At 51.3% G+C, this 16,115-nt stretch carries 11 protein-coding genes; 3 read left to right on the forward strand and 8 right to left on the reverse strand.

Features of this window, described 5'->3' with window-relative positions:
- The first annotated feature begins 97 nt into the window (after positions 1 to 97).
- The 3 genes from FPG75_RS25740 to FPG75_RS25750 all read left to right on the forward strand — a co-directional run bounded on the left by FPG75_RS25740 (position 98) and on the right by FPG75_RS25750 (position 3,557).
- The gene (locus FPG75_RS25740; protein WP_201748015.1) at positions 98 to 1,675 is read left to right on the forward strand and encodes a S53 family peptidase; all 1,578 of its coding nucleotides are present in this window, start codon (positions 98 to 100) and stop codon (positions 1,673 to 1,675) included.
- A 96-nt stretch (positions 1,676 to 1,771) separates the two neighbouring features.
- Positions 1,772 to 2,494 carry an ankyrin repeat domain-containing protein gene (locus tag FPG75_RS25745; RefSeq protein WP_262712077.1) on the forward strand — a complete coding sequence of 241 codons (723 nt, stop codon included), beginning with the start codon at positions 1,772 to 1,774 and terminating at the stop codon, positions 2,492 to 2,494.
- Positions 2,495 to 2,546: 52 nt separating this feature from the next.
- Complete coding sequence (locus FPG75_RS25750; RefSeq protein WP_143310922.1) at positions 2,547 to 3,557, forward strand: hypothetical protein; 1,011 nt, start codon at positions 2,547 to 2,549, stop codon at positions 3,555 to 3,557.
- Between the two features lie 44 nt (positions 3,558 to 3,601).
- On the opposite strand, the gene FPG75_RS25755 is transcribed toward FPG75_RS25750, so the two are convergent.
- The 8 genes from FPG75_RS25755 to FPG75_RS25790 all read right to left on the reverse strand — a co-directional run bounded on the left by FPG75_RS25755 (position 3,602) and on the right by FPG75_RS25790 (position 16,034).
- Positions 3,602 to 5,347: a family 43 glycosylhydrolase gene (locus FPG75_RS25755; RefSeq protein WP_143310923.1), complete on the reverse strand. Its 1,746-nt coding sequence runs from the start codon at positions 5,345 to 5,347 to the stop codon at positions 3,602 to 3,604.
- A gap of 6 nt (positions 5,348 to 5,353) precedes the next feature.
- Positions 5,354 to 6,682, reverse strand: coding sequence for a glucoamylase family protein (locus tag FPG75_RS25760; protein WP_143310924.1), 1,329 nt, complete (start codon positions 6,680 to 6,682; stop codon positions 5,354 to 5,356).
- A gap of 115 nt (positions 6,683 to 6,797) precedes the next feature.
- Entirely contained in the window at positions 6,798 to 8,450 is a 1,653-nt protein-coding gene (locus FPG75_RS25765; RefSeq protein WP_143310925.1) for a glucoamylase family protein, read from the reverse strand.
- A gap of 5 nt (positions 8,451 to 8,455) precedes the next feature.
- The gene (locus FPG75_RS25770; protein WP_143310926.1) at positions 8,456 to 9,277 is read right to left on the reverse strand and encodes a LamG domain-containing protein; all 822 of its coding nucleotides are present in this window, start codon (positions 9,275 to 9,277) and stop codon (positions 8,456 to 8,458) included.
- A gap of 18 nt (positions 9,278 to 9,295) precedes the next feature.
- Positions 9,296 to 10,777, reverse strand: coding sequence for a RagB/SusD family nutrient uptake outer membrane protein (locus FPG75_RS25775; RefSeq protein ID WP_201748016.1), 1,482 nt, complete (start codon positions 10,775 to 10,777; stop codon positions 9,296 to 9,298).
- Positions 10,778 to 10,794: 17 nt separating this feature from the next.
- Positions 10,795 to 14,055, reverse strand: a complete 3,261-nt coding sequence (locus tag FPG75_RS25780; RefSeq protein WP_201748017.1) for a TonB-dependent receptor — start codon at positions 14,053 to 14,055, stop codon at positions 10,795 to 10,797.
- Between the two features lie 224 nt (positions 14,056 to 14,279).
- Entirely contained in the window at positions 14,280 to 15,368 is a 1,089-nt protein-coding gene (locus tag FPG75_RS25785; protein ID WP_143310927.1) for a FecR family protein, read from the reverse strand.
- A 93-nt stretch (positions 15,369 to 15,461) separates the two neighbouring features.
- On the reverse strand, positions 15,462 to 16,034 hold the full coding sequence (locus tag FPG75_RS25790; RefSeq protein WP_143310928.1) for an RNA polymerase sigma factor: 573 nt from the start codon (positions 16,032 to 16,034) through the stop codon (positions 15,462 to 15,464).
- Between the last annotated feature and the right edge of the window lie 81 nt (positions 16,035 to 16,115).

A 16,115-nucleotide genomic window follows, 5' to 3' on the forward strand; every position in this document is an offset into this window, starting at 1 on the left:
ATCTATCTCATAAACCCCAAATTAAACCGACGGGCACCAGCAAATCTCCGACAGGCCACGTGTATTTATTTCCTGGCATTTTAAATCTGTTCATGTCATGACAAACAGCCATTCCTCATCAGGACCATTTCCCATGGTACCGCTGAAAGGCAGCGCCAAAGCCGCTCCGGATGCCGCTAAAATGACCACCATTAACACCAGCGATGCGATCGACGTTACCATCAGGATCCGAAGAAAACGATCGCTCGACACTTCACTCAAAGACCGGCAACAATATTCGCTGGAAGAATATGAAAAAGAATTTGGCGCCGCACAGAGCGATATCGAGCTGATAGAACAATTTGCAGCCGACAACCACCTCTCTGTAACACTTATTGATCATGCCCGTCGCAGCGTGATATTGCGCGGCAAGATCAAATATTTCGAAACCGCTTTCCAGGTGCATCTTGCCAACTACGATGCCGGCGATGGCCGTATGTTCCGCGGCCGCTCCGGTCAGATTCATATTCCCGCCAACCTGGAAGGCGTAGTGGAAGGCGTGTTCGGCCTCGACAACAGAGCCGCCGCGCAACCGCTATTCCAGGTATTGAAAATGGATGGCGCCGTGAATCCGCGCACCGTAACCTTCAGCGGCTATGCTCCCAACGATGTTGCTAACGCCTACGGCTATCCGCAGAACGTAACGGGCAAAGGCCAATGTATCGCGCTCATTGAGCTCGACGGCGGTTACCGCAAAAAAGATCTCGGCACTTATTTCAGCACTTTGCAAAGGCCGCTGCCAAAAGTCAAAGCGGTAGGCGTGGATGGCGGCTATAACAATCCCGGCACCGCCAATGGCCCCGACGCAGAAGTGATGCTGGACATAGAAGTGGCCGGGGCCGTAGCTTCCGGCGCAAAGATCGTGGTATACTTCGCACCCAATACCGACCAGGGTTTTCTCGATGCCATCACCACTGCCCTGCACGATAAAGTGAATCGTCCTGCTGTGATCTCCATCAGCTGGGGCGCAGCGGAAAGCGGCTGGACGCAGCAGTCTATGAATAGCTACAATGAAGCATTCAAAGCCGCGAGCGTGCTGGGCGTGACGATCTGCGCAGCCGCAGGCGATATGGGCTCATCAGATCAACAACCGGGTGTAAATGGCTACGATGGGCATGTGCATGTGGACTTTCCCGCTTCCAGCCCCTATGTGCTGGCCTGCGGCGGCACCAGAGCCCAGATCACAAATCATACCGTCAGCAATGAGATCGTATGGCATGATGCTGTGGATTCCGCTACCGGCGGCGGTGTGAGTGATTTCTTCCCTTTGCCGGATTACCAGTTAACGACCGGTGTTCCGCTATCAGCAGAAACAAAATTCAAAGGTCGTGGTATACCCGACGTTGCCGGCAACGCCTCTCCTAATACCGGTTATAAAATATTGGTAGATGGACAGTGGGCCGTTATCGGCGGCACCAGCGCCGTGGCGCCGCTGATGGCCGCTTTCTTTGCGCTCAACAATGAAAAGAAAAATAGCAAAGCAGGATTTGTGCAGCCAAAACTATATGCCACGCCAAATAATTTTTGCCGCGATATTACGCAGGGAGATAATATCACCACTCCCTCCAACATCGGCTATACCGCCGGCGTGGGCTGGGACGCCTGCTCTGGCTGGGGCGTGATGAGCAGCTATTGAAATATTTAGGGATTTTTTGATTGACGGATTTTTTGATTTGAGGGGAATTTCAGCTCCCTCAAATCAAAAAATCCGTCAATCAAAAAATCCCTAAATATTCTCGCGCAGGGATCGGACGTGAATGCCGTTTTCAATGTTACCGGGCAAATTGATACAACTCCATTAACACTGGCCTTGTGTGAACAAAAGACACAAGTGATACACTGGTTGCTGAACAAAAATGCGGCCGTCAATGATGAAGCGCATCCCGCGCTGCTCATGGCCGCCTCCAATTGTAAACCTGCTATCGTACAATTGCTGATTGATAAAGAGGCAAATGTAAATGCGCCCGACCAAGTAGGTAAAACGCCACTCAGCGCAGCCCTTTACGGCAATCAATATAACAACATCCCGGTACTGCTGGCCAATGGTTATCAGTTGAAAGAAGATGGAAGATCACTACGGCAGGCCGTTTCCAGCCGCCAATACCCCGCCGTTAAAATGCTTCTTGACGCCGGCGTGGATGTGAACCTGCATTTGCCTGATATGGTATTCCCCTATAACCCCACTGCTGTATGCGTAGCCGCACAGAACAATGATCTGGATACCGTGAAATTTAATCGCATTGTAGATATCAAAGAGGTCAACTGGCAAGGACATACCTTCCTGGATCTTTTATCCGATGTAGACAACTATAGCCCGGAAGGGCTGCTGGTATGGTATCCCAAGAAGAAATGCCTCGCCTGTGCAGATTATGAGCATGGCGAATTAAAGGAATTGAGCAGCGTGGCAGACTTTCTCCAAAACCCCGGAGAACAGTTAAACAAGATATTTGAATAATGCCTTCCGTTCGCAGCGCTTCCCCTTAGTTTTATTTGTTAAAACCCTCACTATGAAAATCAGTTCCTATGCGCTGCTACTGGCGGCATCTCTATTTTTATTTATTAGCAGCTGTCAGAAACATGATACGGTTCCAACGCCAGGTCCGGCGGCCACTGACAGCAAACCTGTTACCCGGAGTTATTCTTTTACAAATGAGAAAGTAGCGCTGTTTCCTTCCGATAAGGACGGGAATAAATTATCCCAGTCGAGACTGGACAGTTTGAAAAAGAGCGCCGCGTTAAGCCGTACCGACGGGCTTTGTGGCGGCGTCTTCATCGATCCTTCCAGTTACCAGGCCACCTACCTGGGATATATCGCCACTATTAATGGTTGCACCAGCGATACCAATACCACCGTTTCGCTCAATTTCCTTTACCGGATAGATGTGCCTGCCAACCTGGTCACAACAGGCAGCCTGGGTACCGTTCAATTGCCAGCGGGCAGCTGGCCTGTTTTTGCGCCTGCAACAGCTGCAACGGGAGTGCCCTCTTTTCAATTGGATAGTACGTACTACGACGGATCTTTAGGCTCCAATGTAAACCGGTACAGGGTGGCCTTCCAGGTCACCATACGCTATCAATACTTCTGTAGCTATGGCACTTTCCGCACCAAGGTGACCTTGCATACCGACTGTGCTCAAATCGATTATTTCAGCACCAGCTATACCAGCTTCGCAAGCCTGACACCTAACTCTTATCAAACTTTCCCCTACACCGCAAATGGGTCTGTATCCGGCACTGATCACCTGATCCAGCCGATACCGCTCATTTCGTTGTGCGGTCAGCCTTGTCACTTTCCAAGCCTGGGATATTCCAATACCAATTACTTTGAATACAGGAAAGCCGGTACCACCGCATGGAACAGCTATACCATGACCGGGCTTAACAATCCTCCGCCGATTAACGTAAATGCATTGGGAGGCGCCGGTACTTATGAATACAGAACAAGAGGAATTGTGTACACCTCTCCTGTTTTGGTTTATAGTGATTATTCCAATGTAAACACTGTGGTAGTTCCGTAACAGCCATAAATAAATATGATCGCCCGATGGGCGATCATATTTATTTAAAATACTTTTATCACACTTGTTCTTGCAGAAACGCCATTCTCGTTTACGGCTTCAATACAAAAATAGTAAGGCAGCTCCTTGTCCATTCCTTTGAAATAGTAGTCATTGCTGCCATGCACCATGATGCAATTATACAATTTATCAGGCGCGATGCCGGTGTAGATATTGTAGGCATAAGCATTATCTACGGGTTGCCACTTGAGCCAGGCGCTGCGTTTATCTTTTTCTGTGCGTAGCACGAGGAATTGTTTTACAGTATCAGGCGCCGCGCCATTGCCTTTACCAAATACCCGCAGTCCGCTGATAGCGAATTTTCCGGTAGGCATATGTATGTTCTCCAATTTGATGAAACGCGCTTTCACCGGCTGTTGCAGCTCCACGTAATCGTGCGGTACATCTGTGGTGTTATTGCTTTTATCTGCCAATATCTTCCAACGTTTACCATCTACAGAATACCAGAGTTTATATTGATGATAGATATTTTCCTGTTTACCTAAAAAAGTGGCATCCTGATCGGCGTAATTAATTTGTACGGCGTGTACGGTGCTGAGTTGCCCCAGGTCGGATTGCAGCCACTCTCCTTTGTTGCCGGTGGCAGCGCTCCAATACGTTTTGATGCTCTCATCCACGGCGTAGTTAGGCAGATAGCCGCCCAGCGTGGAAGATACGGTAACGGGCTTGTCGTAATTCAGCAACATCCAGCCGGTAAAGGTATTGCCATCATCCCTGAAAGAACCCTTCTCACCGCTTCTCTTCAGGTAATGCGGATAATCGCCGAAGGCCGTATTGCAATACATTACGCCATCTTTATCGAAGCCTGCGGGCCAGTAACCGATACGGCGTTCAAAACTATTTTTCACAGATATCACCATAGTGGATACATGCCACCAATACCCATCATTATCCTGAAAGGTGCTGCCATGGCCTGCTCCACGGGCAAATCCGCCAGGCTTGAACGATACCGGGTTATGCTCCTGCGGTACAAAAGGCCCGAGTGGATGATCGCTCACAGCCACCCCATCGGCATAGCCGCTGAACTCTGTGCCTGGCGCGCCGTATTGCAGGTAGTATTTGCCATTGTGCCTGGTCATCCAGGCGCCTTCTACGAAAGGATCGAGGAAAGTATTGTCCATATACTCTCCAAACCTTTGCCAGCCGTAGCGTTGCGGGTGCAGCAGAAAAAGCTCCTTGCGCGTGCCAACGGGTTGAAATGTTTTCCGGTTGATCTCCACGCCATACAAAGGATAGGTGTTACTGCTGCCGTTGTACATGTAGAGTCGTCCATCATCATCCAGAAAAAAATCCGGGTCCCAGCCGCCGATATCAAATGAGTCGATGGCTTCTTTCCATTGATTGCCTTTGGGATCAGTGCTCATCCAGATCGGAAAATCGCGGGTGTAGGTAGAACCAAATACCAGCAAAGTATCGCCCATGGCCCATACCGCAGGTGCGCACAGCTCATCGTACACATGATGGTAGGGCTTCAGAAATTTGTGCGGCAGGAAATGCCACTGCAACATATCCTTGCTCCACCAATACCCCCATTGATTGGTAGAGAAAAGATAGTAGTCTCCTTTGAAGTTGACGATCACAGGATCCGCTGTGGCCCTGTGTTTGCCCCATTCTGTAAAACCAGGGATGGGACAATAGCCATAGTCTATATTGACAGGATTGCAATATGTATTTTGTGCAGAAGAAGTGGCCGTTGCCAATAGCAACAACGCAAACAGGATCGCGCGCATGGTCTGTTACTTTAAATACGGACTTTGAAAATTGAGCTTCTTCAATCCCTGCTGTATCTCGGGGCAGCTCATAAAAAGTTTCCACAGCAGGCCGCTGCGGTAATTCTCGATCATCACGATGATCGGTCCCTGATCAATAGCAATATGCGAAGAAGCGTACCACTGCCGGGTTTCATTGAATGCATCCGTGAAACCGTACTGGCTCCATATTTTGTTGCCCAGTTTATAATAGAAATATTTGAGCGCCTGCATGGAATATTCCGGTGTATATGGAAAGGCCGACAAAGCCGCTGTGGGCGTGATGGTGCCCCAGTCATTTTCCGGCGACTGCGCATTGTAGCCGTCGTAGGTGTCGCTGGCGGTAAGTCCCCAGCAGTCGGCGCCATAGCCCTTGAAGCCTTTCGGGTTACGGATGCAGTATTCGCGGTTAATGAGCGTATGCTGCTTATTCTGTTCCCAATAATCGGCGTAGCGGTCTTTCAGTCCATGTGGATCGAGGCCGAGAAAAGAATAGTGCGAGAAAAACAGCGGTCCGCCGTAATCGGGGCCCAGCGGCAGTTTGATGCCAAAGAACTCGCGGCCGTTGAGAAAGTTGGCGCCGTTGGCCCAGCCATGGTAATATACTTCAGGCCGGATGCCGTAGTTGGGAGATGATGCTGCCAACACATAGGTGATCAGGCATTCATTCCATCCCCTGATCTCGTGGTTCATGCTCCACCCGTTGTTAGGACTCCAATGCCAGTACATGACATCACGGCCATCGCGGGTGTACCAGTTCCATTCCGCTTCGTTCCAGGTCCAGTTGATCTTGTTACGCAGGTCATGTTCCTGCGGCGTTTCGCGGTTGAAATACTGGCGGGCGGCGAGCAGGCCCTGGAACAGGAATGCCGATTCCACTACGTCACCGCCATCATCTTTACGGCTGAATGGAATTGTTTTGCCGGTGCTGCCATTCATCCAGTGCGGAAAGATGCCGTGGTAATGATCTGCCTTCCTCAAAAAATTGATCATCTTGTTCAGCCTCGCCACGGCGGAATCGCGCGGTATCCAGCCGCGTTCGGCCGCTACAATGATGGCCATCACGCCAAAGCCGGTGCCGCCGGTAGTCACTACTTCATCACCATAATCATAGGCTTTGTTGCTTCGCTCTCTGGCCATGCCGGATACCGGGTGGCCGAAATCCCAGAAGTATTTGAAGGTTTGCCGTTGCACAAGATCAAGCAGGGCGCTGTCCGAGAGGCCCTGTTGAATAGCGGGGGCGCTACGCCTGGTATTTTGCGCTGCCGCGTAAAGGGTTAGCATGATCCCGCACAAAAAGAGAATACATTTCTTCATAAAATATTGTTATAGACATTTCGCTCTACCAATATGATGCCCCTACGGGTCATTGATCGCCATCAATACGCCCCGTAGGGGCGAAATATTGGTAGGGGCGAAATATCAAATGATCTTACAAGCCAGGGCCTTGAAACCCCAGCGAACGCATGCCGGTCTTGACTTCCGGGCAGCTCATAAAAAGATTCCACAGCAGGCCGCTGCGATAATTTTCTATCATGATGATCACCGGCCCCTGGTCGATAGCCAGAAAGGAATCGGCAAACCAACTTTGTTCGAGTGAAAACGCATCGGTGAAACCGTATGCTTTCCAGAGCTTGTCGCCCAGTTTGTAATAATAGAATTTCAGCGCGCGCATGGATGCATCCGGTGTGTACGGGAACGATGATAAAGCGGCCGTAGGCGCTATCACGCCCACATCATTCGTGGGCGAACTCGCCGTATAGCCGTCGGGGATATCACTGGCGGTAAGTCCCCAGCAATCGGCACTGTAGCCATAATGCCCGGCAGGATTGGCACTGCAATAGGCGGCGTTGATCTTCGTATGATTCACTACCTGTTGCTGATAATCCGCATACTGATCCTTCAATCCATTCGGATTAATACCGAGGAAAGAATAATGGGAGAAGAACAGCGGGCCGCCAAGGGCCGGGCCGAGCGGAAGCTGGAGATTGTAGTACTGGTTGCCGTTCCTGATACTGCCGTTATTGGCCCAGCCTTCATCATAGACGATCCTGGGTATACTATAATTTTTGGAAGAGGCAGCCAGCACATACGTGATGAGACATTCATTCCATCCGCGGATGGGCATGTTCATGTCCCAGTTGTAGTCCGGGCTCCAATGCCAGTACAATACATTCTCATTGTTCTTCCTGAACCAGCTCCATTCTACGGCGTCGGCGATGCTGTTGATATCGCTGCTGAGGGCCGCATCATTGAAGTACTGGCGGGCGGTGAGCAGGCCTTGTACCAGGTAAGCCGTTTCTACCAGGTCGGCGCCATCATCTTTCTGGCCGAAGGCGATGGCTTTGCCGGTAGTGCCATTGAGCCAGTGTGGAAAGGCGCCGTGAAAAGTTTCTGCTTTCGTTTTCAGGAAGGCGACGATCTTTTGCAATTGTGCGAGGCCTGCGGCGCGGGTGATGAATCCGCGCTGTACCGCTACCACGATGGCCATGATACCAAAGCCGGAACCGCCGCTGCTAACGGTTTCGCCCGAAGTGTTCCGGTCTCTTGCGAGGCCGCTCACCGGATGCGCTCCATCCCAGAAATATTTGAAGGTTTGCTGTTGTACCAATGTGAGCAGCGCCTCATCCGTGATGCGGGCGAATTTATCTGTAGAGTCTATCTGCGTAAGCATTTGCAGGCTCAGTGCAGATGACAGTTCGCCTTTTTTTACCGAGCGCAGGTTACCGTTCACCGCCACATCATAGCTGGTGAGGTATCGCAGGGGCGCCGATGGTCGCAATATGACGGTGCTGTCGCCATTATCCATCGATACGGTGAAAGGCACGGCAGTACCGGATTTGCTGGCAAAGCTGAATGCATTGTTTACAGTGCCGGCATCAATCTTTTCGGTGAAGGAAAGCCTGATCACCGGTGAGGTATTCACGCCCTGGTATTTGAAGCCGTTAAACACGCCGTTTACCGTGAGGGCGTTGAGGCTGAAAGACGGCGGCGGCGCGGGCGGCAGCGAATGATCGCTACCGCCTTTGCTACAACCATGCGCTGCCAGCAGACAGCCAATAAAAACAGGAATGATCCGCCACATAAAGTTTATTTGCCTCTCGCTTCCAGTTTAGAGAGCGAGCTGATATCATCGTCATTAATAACGGTATTGTATATACGAACTTCGTCCAGGTTACCTGTGAGATAGCTGGCCCAGGGCTGCGCAGAAGTAGCCGAGGTAAGACTGGGCGTTGTCTGGAACTGCATGGTGCCAAATACCATCTTGCCCGGGTTCACGAATTTGGCAGGGCCATAACCCGTTACCGCTTTGCTGTCGATACGGGCGCCGTTCACGTATATACGAAAAGTGTCTGCACCATTATAAGATAGCGCGATGTGCGTCCAGCTGTTCCAGGGGTTCTGCAGATCATAGTTGCCGAGCCATGCTTCCTGGTTGGCGCCGGATACATGCACTTTCAGCTTGCCGGTGGTTTCGGTGCTGCCGTTTTCAAAGAACACATCGAGGTTGCCCCAGAAAGACTGCGTATTGCTGAGACCTATCAATCCTACGATGCCATCGGTATTCTGCGGTGATTTCACCCACATGGTAACGGTGAATTTTTGCAGGTTGAGGATGGATGCGCCGGGATTGAACAGCATATACGATTTGCTGGCGCCCTGCAGGCATTTGCCTTTGATGCCATCGGTAAAGGTGACGCCTTTGTTGTCGCCGGTAGTTTTGGAGACGCTGTCGATAGAAGAACCATCGAACGACCAATAGGCCACCAGGTTGCCCGGGGCGATCTCGCTGGCGGAGGTATAGCCGCCAATGCGCAGTGGTGGCGCATAAGAGGCCGGATCAAATTTTTTGTAGCATCCGGCAAGTGATATGGCCGATGCCAGAAGCATATATAAAGGAGCTTTTTTCATGATGATCTTTTTTTGAGATTAATAGCCGGGGTTCTGTGTCAGTTTGCCAGCGCTTACATCGATCTCGTTCTGTGGCACCGGCCATACTTCATTTTTACCAGCGGTGAAGCCTTTAGGACCGAATACCTGTGCGGCGCGTCCCTGGCGGATCACATCGAAGTAGCGATCAAATTCCATGGCCAGCTCTACTCTCCTTTCATGCCAGATAGCATTGCGCAGCGCGTTTTTGTCGGTAGTGGTCACATCCGGAAGGATGGCGCCATTGCCGCCGCGGGCACGCCTTCTCACGGCATTGAGCGATTGCAGCGCCTGGGAAGCATTGCCCAGTTCATTGGCTGCTTCGGCATTCATGAGCAGCACTTCTGCGTAGCGCATCACCCGTATGTTCTGATCGCAGCCTTCGTTGTAGCCGGTCACAAACAAACGGAAAGGCACATACGATTTCATGTTGTACATCGGGTTATCGCCGCTGGGTGGGATAGCATCGCCTTCAGGCGTAGTGGTGCCGCGGAAGAGGATGGTGCCGTTCAACCTGGGGTCGCCGGGCTCAAACTCTTTCACCAGGTCAGGCGTGGGCACGTTGAAGCCCCAGCCGCCGCCTACAACGCCTCTCACGCCTTGTACCTGGGAGTATTGCGAGTTGGAAGCGTCCGGGTTACCGGGTATCAGCTGGCATTGTATCTCAAATACAGATTCTGAATTGTTCTCATTAGGAATGCGGAACAGCTGTTCGTAGTTGGGGAAGAGCACATAACCCAGGCCCATCACCTGGTTGCTGTAGTTAAGCACATCGTTCCATTTTTTCAGGTACATGGCTACTTTGGCGTGCAGGGCGAGCGCGGCGCCTTTGGTGGCGCGGCCGGCATCAGCAGGACCATAGCTTTGCGGCAGCACGGCGGCGGCATCGCTGAGGTCTTTTTCGATGGCAGCCCATACCTGGTCTTTCGGTGTGCGCGGTATGTTGTATTCTTCCGCTCCTTTGGGCACAGTGAGACGCAGTGGCACATCGCCATAAGCTCTTACCAGCCGGAAGTAGGCATAGGCGCGGATAAACTTCGCTTCGGCGAGGTATCTCGCTTTCAGGCTTTCATCCATCGTGATACCAGGAACATTGTCCAGCACCTGGTTACAGAAGTTGATCTCCTGGTATTGTCCTTTCCAGAAATCGAGCAGCTGCCCTTCGGTAGCGCCCACGGAAAAGTCGTCGTACTTGTTGAAGAAAGTAGCGTCGGAGGGACTGGAACCTTTTTCTGTATCATCTGAGCCCAGGCTCTCAATGGCAATGGCAGCAAAGGCCACCTGTTTCCATTCGTGCAGATTGGCATACATGGCATTCACGGCCTTGGTGGCGTCTCCTTGTGATTTCCAGAACTGTGCGCCCGGTTGCTGCCCTTGTGGCGGCACATCGAGGAACTTCTTGCCACAAGCGGTACCCATCATCATGATGACAGGCATCACGTAAGCGGCTATACGATATTTATATTGATGATAACGTTTCATGATTCAGATAATTTAGGTTAGAAGGTTACATTCACGCCGAAATTGTAAGTGGCGAACAGCGGGTATACGTTGTTATCGATGCCGGCATCTCTGGGCCCGCCGCCGATTTCAGGCGAAAATCCTTTATACCTGAAGAAGTTGAAAGCATTCTGCGCATTTACGTATATGCGTAAACGTTGCATCTTCCAGCGCTTGGAGAGATCGCCGGGCAAGGTGTATCCCAGCTGCATGTTCCTTATCCTGAAATAGCTGCCGTTTTCTACGAAGAAAGAGTTGGGCAGATAGTTATCGCCGCCGCCGATCTTCGCAGAAGGATAGGTATTGGAGGTACCGGCGCCATGCCAGCGGTGGTTGTAGAAGTCCTGCGTGAAGTTCTCGTTACCGAAGCGCAGCGCGGGATTGGCATTGTATACCTGTACGCCGGCAACGCCCTGAAAATCGAGCGCCAGGTCAAATTGCTTGTAGTTCCAGCTGGTGTTGATGCCGTAGGTGAACTTCGGGTTCGGGTTACCCAGCGGCACGCGGTCGTTGAAGTCGATAACGCCATCGGGTTTTCCGTTAGGACCACTAACATCTCTATATTTAAAATCACCTGCTTTTGCTGTCTTCTGTGCAGAAGCGGCTGCTTCCGCATCTGTCTGGAAGATACCATCTACCTGATAGCCGAAATACTCGCCGATAGGGCGTCCTACCACGGTGCGGGTAGCGAGCGCGCCGCCGGTGGAGGCGCCGCCGCCGCCATAGATCGGGTTGCCACCAGTTACTACTGATATTACCTTGTTTTCATTATAACCGAGGTTACCGCCGATAGCGTAGCTGAAATCCTTGCTGATATTATCTTTCCAGTTGATGGTCACTTCCGCGCCGCGGTTGCGGATGCTCGCCTGGTTGGCGATAATGGTGCTGGACTGCGTACCTACAGTTGCAGGAATCTGGATGTCAAAGATGGCTTCTTTGGTCAGCCTGTTATATACTCCCAGTTCTGCATAGAGGCGGTTATTAAGCAGGCTGGCTTCCAGTCCAATATCAGTACCCTCTCCTTTTTCCCAATATAAAGTAGGCGGCACGATGGAGTTGACGCTGGCGCCGGTATTCACGATACCTCCGAAGATGGCCGTCAGGTAAGGATCCTGGGCTACGCGCAGGATGGGGATATTGGACGGCACGGAAGAGTTGCCGATCTGCCCCCAGCTGGCGCGCAGTTTCAAGCTATTGAGCCATTTACTTTCTTTGAGGAAAGGTTCATCGCTGATCACCCAGCCCACGCCCACGGCGGGAAGATAGCCCCAGCGGTTATCTACGGCGAATTTGGAAGAACCGTCTATACGCATGGAGGCGGTGAGCAGGTATCTATCTTTATAAGCATAATTGACCCTGCCGAAATAGGAGGCTACGGTGTACAGGTCGCCTTCATCTTTGATTTCACGGCCATCTGTGTTTCCCAATCGCAGGTAGAGGTCTCCTTCACTGCTGTTGGGAACATTGTTGGCAGAGGCAATGAGTTTATAGAGCCTGTATTGTTGCGCGCCCTGTCCCAGCATCACTTTCAGGGAATGATCTTTAAATTTATTGTCGTAGGTCAGGGTGTTTTCCACGATCCAGTTACGGCGTTCCACGCTGGTGCGCATCAGTTTACTGATGGCATTCTGTTGCTTGAAGGTGGCCTTGTATACCGGTGTATAGTTGCGGATGGTACTATCGCCAAATTCGCCACCAGCGCTGGTATGGAAGGTGAAGTGCTTGGCAAAACGCAGGTCGGCATAAACGTTACCGGTTACCACATAACGTTTGGTAATTTGATTATAAACATCGAGCGTTACCTGCGGGTTATAGTTGTTGCCATCGCCGATGTTGTAGAGATTGGGATCGCCATAAGATCCATCGGCATAGCGCACGGGCACTACCGGCGCAGCGCCATAGAGCTGTGTAAAGATATTCTCCGGCGCGTCATGCGAGTTCTGTGCGGCGGCAGTAACGGTATAGCCTATACGCAGTGGTTCAAATACCTGGAAATCGTTTTGCAGGCGGGCAGTATAGCGGCTAAAATCGTTGTTCTTCACGAGGCCCTGCTGGTAAAGATACCCGATGGAAAAGTTATAGGTAGATTTTTCCGTGCCGCCATTTACAGATATCTGGTGATTGGTGATCATGGCATTGCGGAGTATCTGGTGGTACCAGTCGGTGCCTTTGCCAAATTGTGAAGGATCGGCAAATACCGGTGCGGTGCCGTTAGCGGCGGCCAGCTCATTCACGAGGGTGGCGTATTCATTGGCGTTGGCCATCTTCACTTCGTTGGTTACTTTCTGGTAGCCAACATAACCGTTGTAGTTAACAGAAGCCTTGCCGGCCTTGCCTTTGCGGGTGGTGATCAGCACCACGCCGTTGGCGGCGCGCACCCCGTAGATGGCTTCGCTGGAAGCATCTTTGAGCACGCTCACATTTTCGATATCGGCAGGATTGAGGAAGGTGATATCATCATACCACACACCGTCTACTACATACAGCGGGTTGGTGTTCCCATAGATGGTACCGGTGCCCCTGATCTTGATGGTGGGTGCGGCGCCGGGCTTGCCGCTGTTGGTGATCTGTACGCCGGCTACTTTTCCTTGCAGGCCGCTCATGGCGTTGGTGGCGGGCTGTTTGGAGATCTCTTCTCCTTTCACCTGTGTGATGGCGCCGGTAACATCTACCTTGCGTTGAACGCCGTAACCTACTACCACTACCTGTTCTACGGTAGTCACGGCTTCGGTCATGGTGATATTGATAACAGGCCGGCTGTTTACCGGCACTTCCTGTGTGGTGAAGCCGATGAAGGAAACAACCAGGGTGGCGTTTTCGGGCACTGTTAAAGTATAGGTACCGTCGGCATTGGTAACGGTGCCGCGGGAGGTGCCCTTCACGCTGATGGTAACGCCGGGCAGCGGCTGGCCGCCTGCGCCCGTGGTCACTTTACCAGTGATCCTGATATCCTGTAGTTCATTGGTATTGGCCATGATCACTACGAGGTTGTTTTCCATGAGGCGGTAGCGGAGGTTGGTGCCTTCGAAGAGACTGCCCATCAGCTCGGGCAATGCGGTGTTCTGCGCATCTACGTCCACTTTGCGGCGGATATCTTTGAGCGCGTTGTTATAGAGAAAGCGGTAGCTTCCCTGCTTTTCAATTGTACTCAATACTTTGGCAATCTCCACCTCTTTGAGCTTGAGGGTGATACCTTGCCCTTTCGCCCCGGCTGTTACCTGTAGTACGCCAGCCAGCAGCAATATCGCGGCTAATCTCATAATCAAAAGAGCTTTTTTAAGGGCATGGGGTGTTCGCTCCCTAAATGTTAGCGATTTTTTCATACTTTTAAATCTTGAGGTGAAAAATAGAAGTCCCTGCTGTGTCTCAATACGGACAAGGCTTCTGTGAATGCTTCAGCGGGAAATGTTGGCGCATTTCCCGTTTTTTATGCTGCATTTTCACGAACTGTTATACATGCTTTTGTTCATAACGGAATTTATATTTACTGGTTGATGGTGATCTCGTTGTCTTTTATGGTGTAATTAAATGCGGCTATCAGTTTTAATGCGTTCAGTGCTTGTTGGACGGTCTCTCCCTGGAATACGCCGGTGAAGCGCAATTGCTCTTCCTGCGGTTCGCTGAAGCGGATAGTTACGCCATACCAGCGTTCCATGCGTTTGGCCAGTGAGGCGAAAGATTCATCGCGGAATACCAGTTTATTATCCATCCAGGATGTTTCTATAGCTACGGTGCTATCAGCTGATTCGTAATAGGTCAGGCGCTGTACGGCCACTACCGGGTCGCTGTGCTGGCGGCTGGCGGCGCTGCCTCCTGAAGGGATGGCATTCAGTACCAGTATCTTTTCATTGGGTTTCAGGATGATCTTTTCTGCGGGCCTGTCTTTCGGCGAGGCCTCGATACTGCCTTGTATCAATGCGGCTTCGGTATTTTTATCGCCCGGGTAGGAACGGATGTTGAAGCGGGTGCCCAGTACGCGCACATCCATAGCGGCGGTATGTATGATGAATGGCAGTTCTGCATTTTTGGCGACATCGAAAAAGGCTTCGCCGCTGAGCGACACTTCGCGGGAGCTGCTGCCGAAGTCTTTGTCGTACGTGAGTTTGCTACCAGCGTTTAGCCATACCCGTGAGCCATCCGGCAGCTGGATACTGGTACGGGAGCCATTGCGGGTGCTTACTTCGGACAACGCCGCGGGACGGTGTTTGCCGCCGGGCTTCCAGGCCCACCATCCGGCCAGCAGCATAGCGCCGCTGATACCGGCAGCTACCAGGTAACGGCGATAGTGCCTGCGCCTGCTGCCTTCCAGCAGATAGGTGGCATCTTCCTGGTCTTCCATTCTCCCTATATCTATCCCCATCTGTTGCATCCGGTGGATATGCCGGCGATGGGCATCTTCGCCCGCGGCCCGGTCTGCATCCGCAGATTGTTTCCAGATATCCGACATAGTATCTACCGGTAAATGCAGTTCAGGATGCGCGCGCAATAGCTGATCCAGCTCCCGCAGTTCTTCTGCGGAGGCCTCGCCGGCGAGTTTTCGCCCAATTAATTCCCAGGTGCGTTTAGTAGACATAACAGTGAAACAATATGCTCTCTTCTACAAGGAGCCATTTTTTTACAACATCTACTAAAAGGAAATAAAAAAAATTTGTTGCCCGGAAACCCGCTACCAGCGGGTGGTTTTCTTGAGATTGACGTTGATCGTCCGCGCAATGCGGGCCAATGCAATGGCCAGCTGGTTGTCGATGGTCTTCACAGAAATATTCAATATCTCGGCAATCTCCTTATACTTCAGTCCATCTTCCTTGATGAGCTTGAATATCATTTTACATTTTGGAGGCAGGCCATTTATCGCCTGTTGAATCCGGTGCAGCATTTCGGCTGTTACCATCAGCTCTTCCGGATTGTGATACGGGCTTTCCAGCTCTACAGACAGCTCATCAATGGTGATGGCTACCTGTTTCTGTTGTTTCAATAAATATTTAAGTGCGGTATTTTTTGTACTGACGTACAGATAAACAGGAAGATTGGAGATGGTTTCCAACTGATGACGGCGTTCCCACACCATGATGAAAGTATCGGACACTATCTCCTCTGCCATTTCATTTGATCTCACAAAAGAATTGGCAAACTGCTGCAGCGGCTTGTAGAATACCAGGAACAACTCTTTATAGGCTGCTTCATCATCATACAAGGCGATGCGGCGCTGTAACTCCTTTATCTCGGCAGCGTGGAACATATACCTGTATCAGTCTTTCCGTGCTCAATATAGAATAAAAATATGAATTAATCGTGGATTAAAGCGGAGAAGCCCTTGAAG

This window comes from Chitinophaga vietnamensis (genome assembly GCF_902167635.1).
Classification (GTDB): Bacteria; Bacteroidota; Bacteroidia; order Chitinophagales; family Chitinophagaceae; genus Chitinophaga; species Chitinophaga vietnamensis.

Coding starts and splice junctions, on each gene's coding strand:
- FPG75_RS25780 (WP_201748017.1), bottom strand. CDS start 14,055: ATGAGATTAGCCGCGATATTGCTGCTGGCTGGCGTACTACAGGTAACA.
- FPG75_RS25760 (WP_143310924.1), bottom strand. CDS start 6,682: ATGAAGAAATGTATTCTCTTTTTGTGCGGGATCATGCTAACCCTTTAC.
- FPG75_RS25770 (WP_143310926.1), bottom strand. CDS start 9,277: ATGAAAAAAGCTCCTTTATATATGCTTCTGGCATCGGCCATATCACTT.
- FPG75_RS25750 (WP_143310922.1), top strand. CDS start 2,547: ATGAAAATCAGTTCCTATGCGCTGCTACTGGCGGCATCTCTATTTTTA.
- FPG75_RS25755 (WP_143310923.1), bottom strand. CDS start 5,347: ATGCGCGCGATCCTGTTTGCGTTGTTGCTATTGGCAACGGCCACTTCT.
- FPG75_RS25790 (WP_143310928.1), bottom strand. CDS start 16,034: ATGTTCCACGCTGCCGAGATAAAGGAGTTACAGCGCCGCATCGCCTTG.
- FPG75_RS25765 (WP_143310925.1), bottom strand. CDS start 8,450: ATGTGGCGGATCATTCCTGTTTTTATTGGCTGTCTGCTGGCAGCGCAT.
- FPG75_RS25740 (WP_201748015.1), top strand. CDS start 98: ATGACAAACAGCCATTCCTCATCAGGACCATTTCCCATGGTACCGCTG.
- FPG75_RS25785 (WP_143310927.1), bottom strand. CDS start 15,368: ATGTCTACTAAACGCACCTGGGAATTAATTGGGCGAAAACTCGCCGGC.
- FPG75_RS25775 (WP_201748016.1), bottom strand. CDS start 10,777: ATGAAACGTTATCATCAATATAAATATCGTATAGCCGCTTACGTGATG.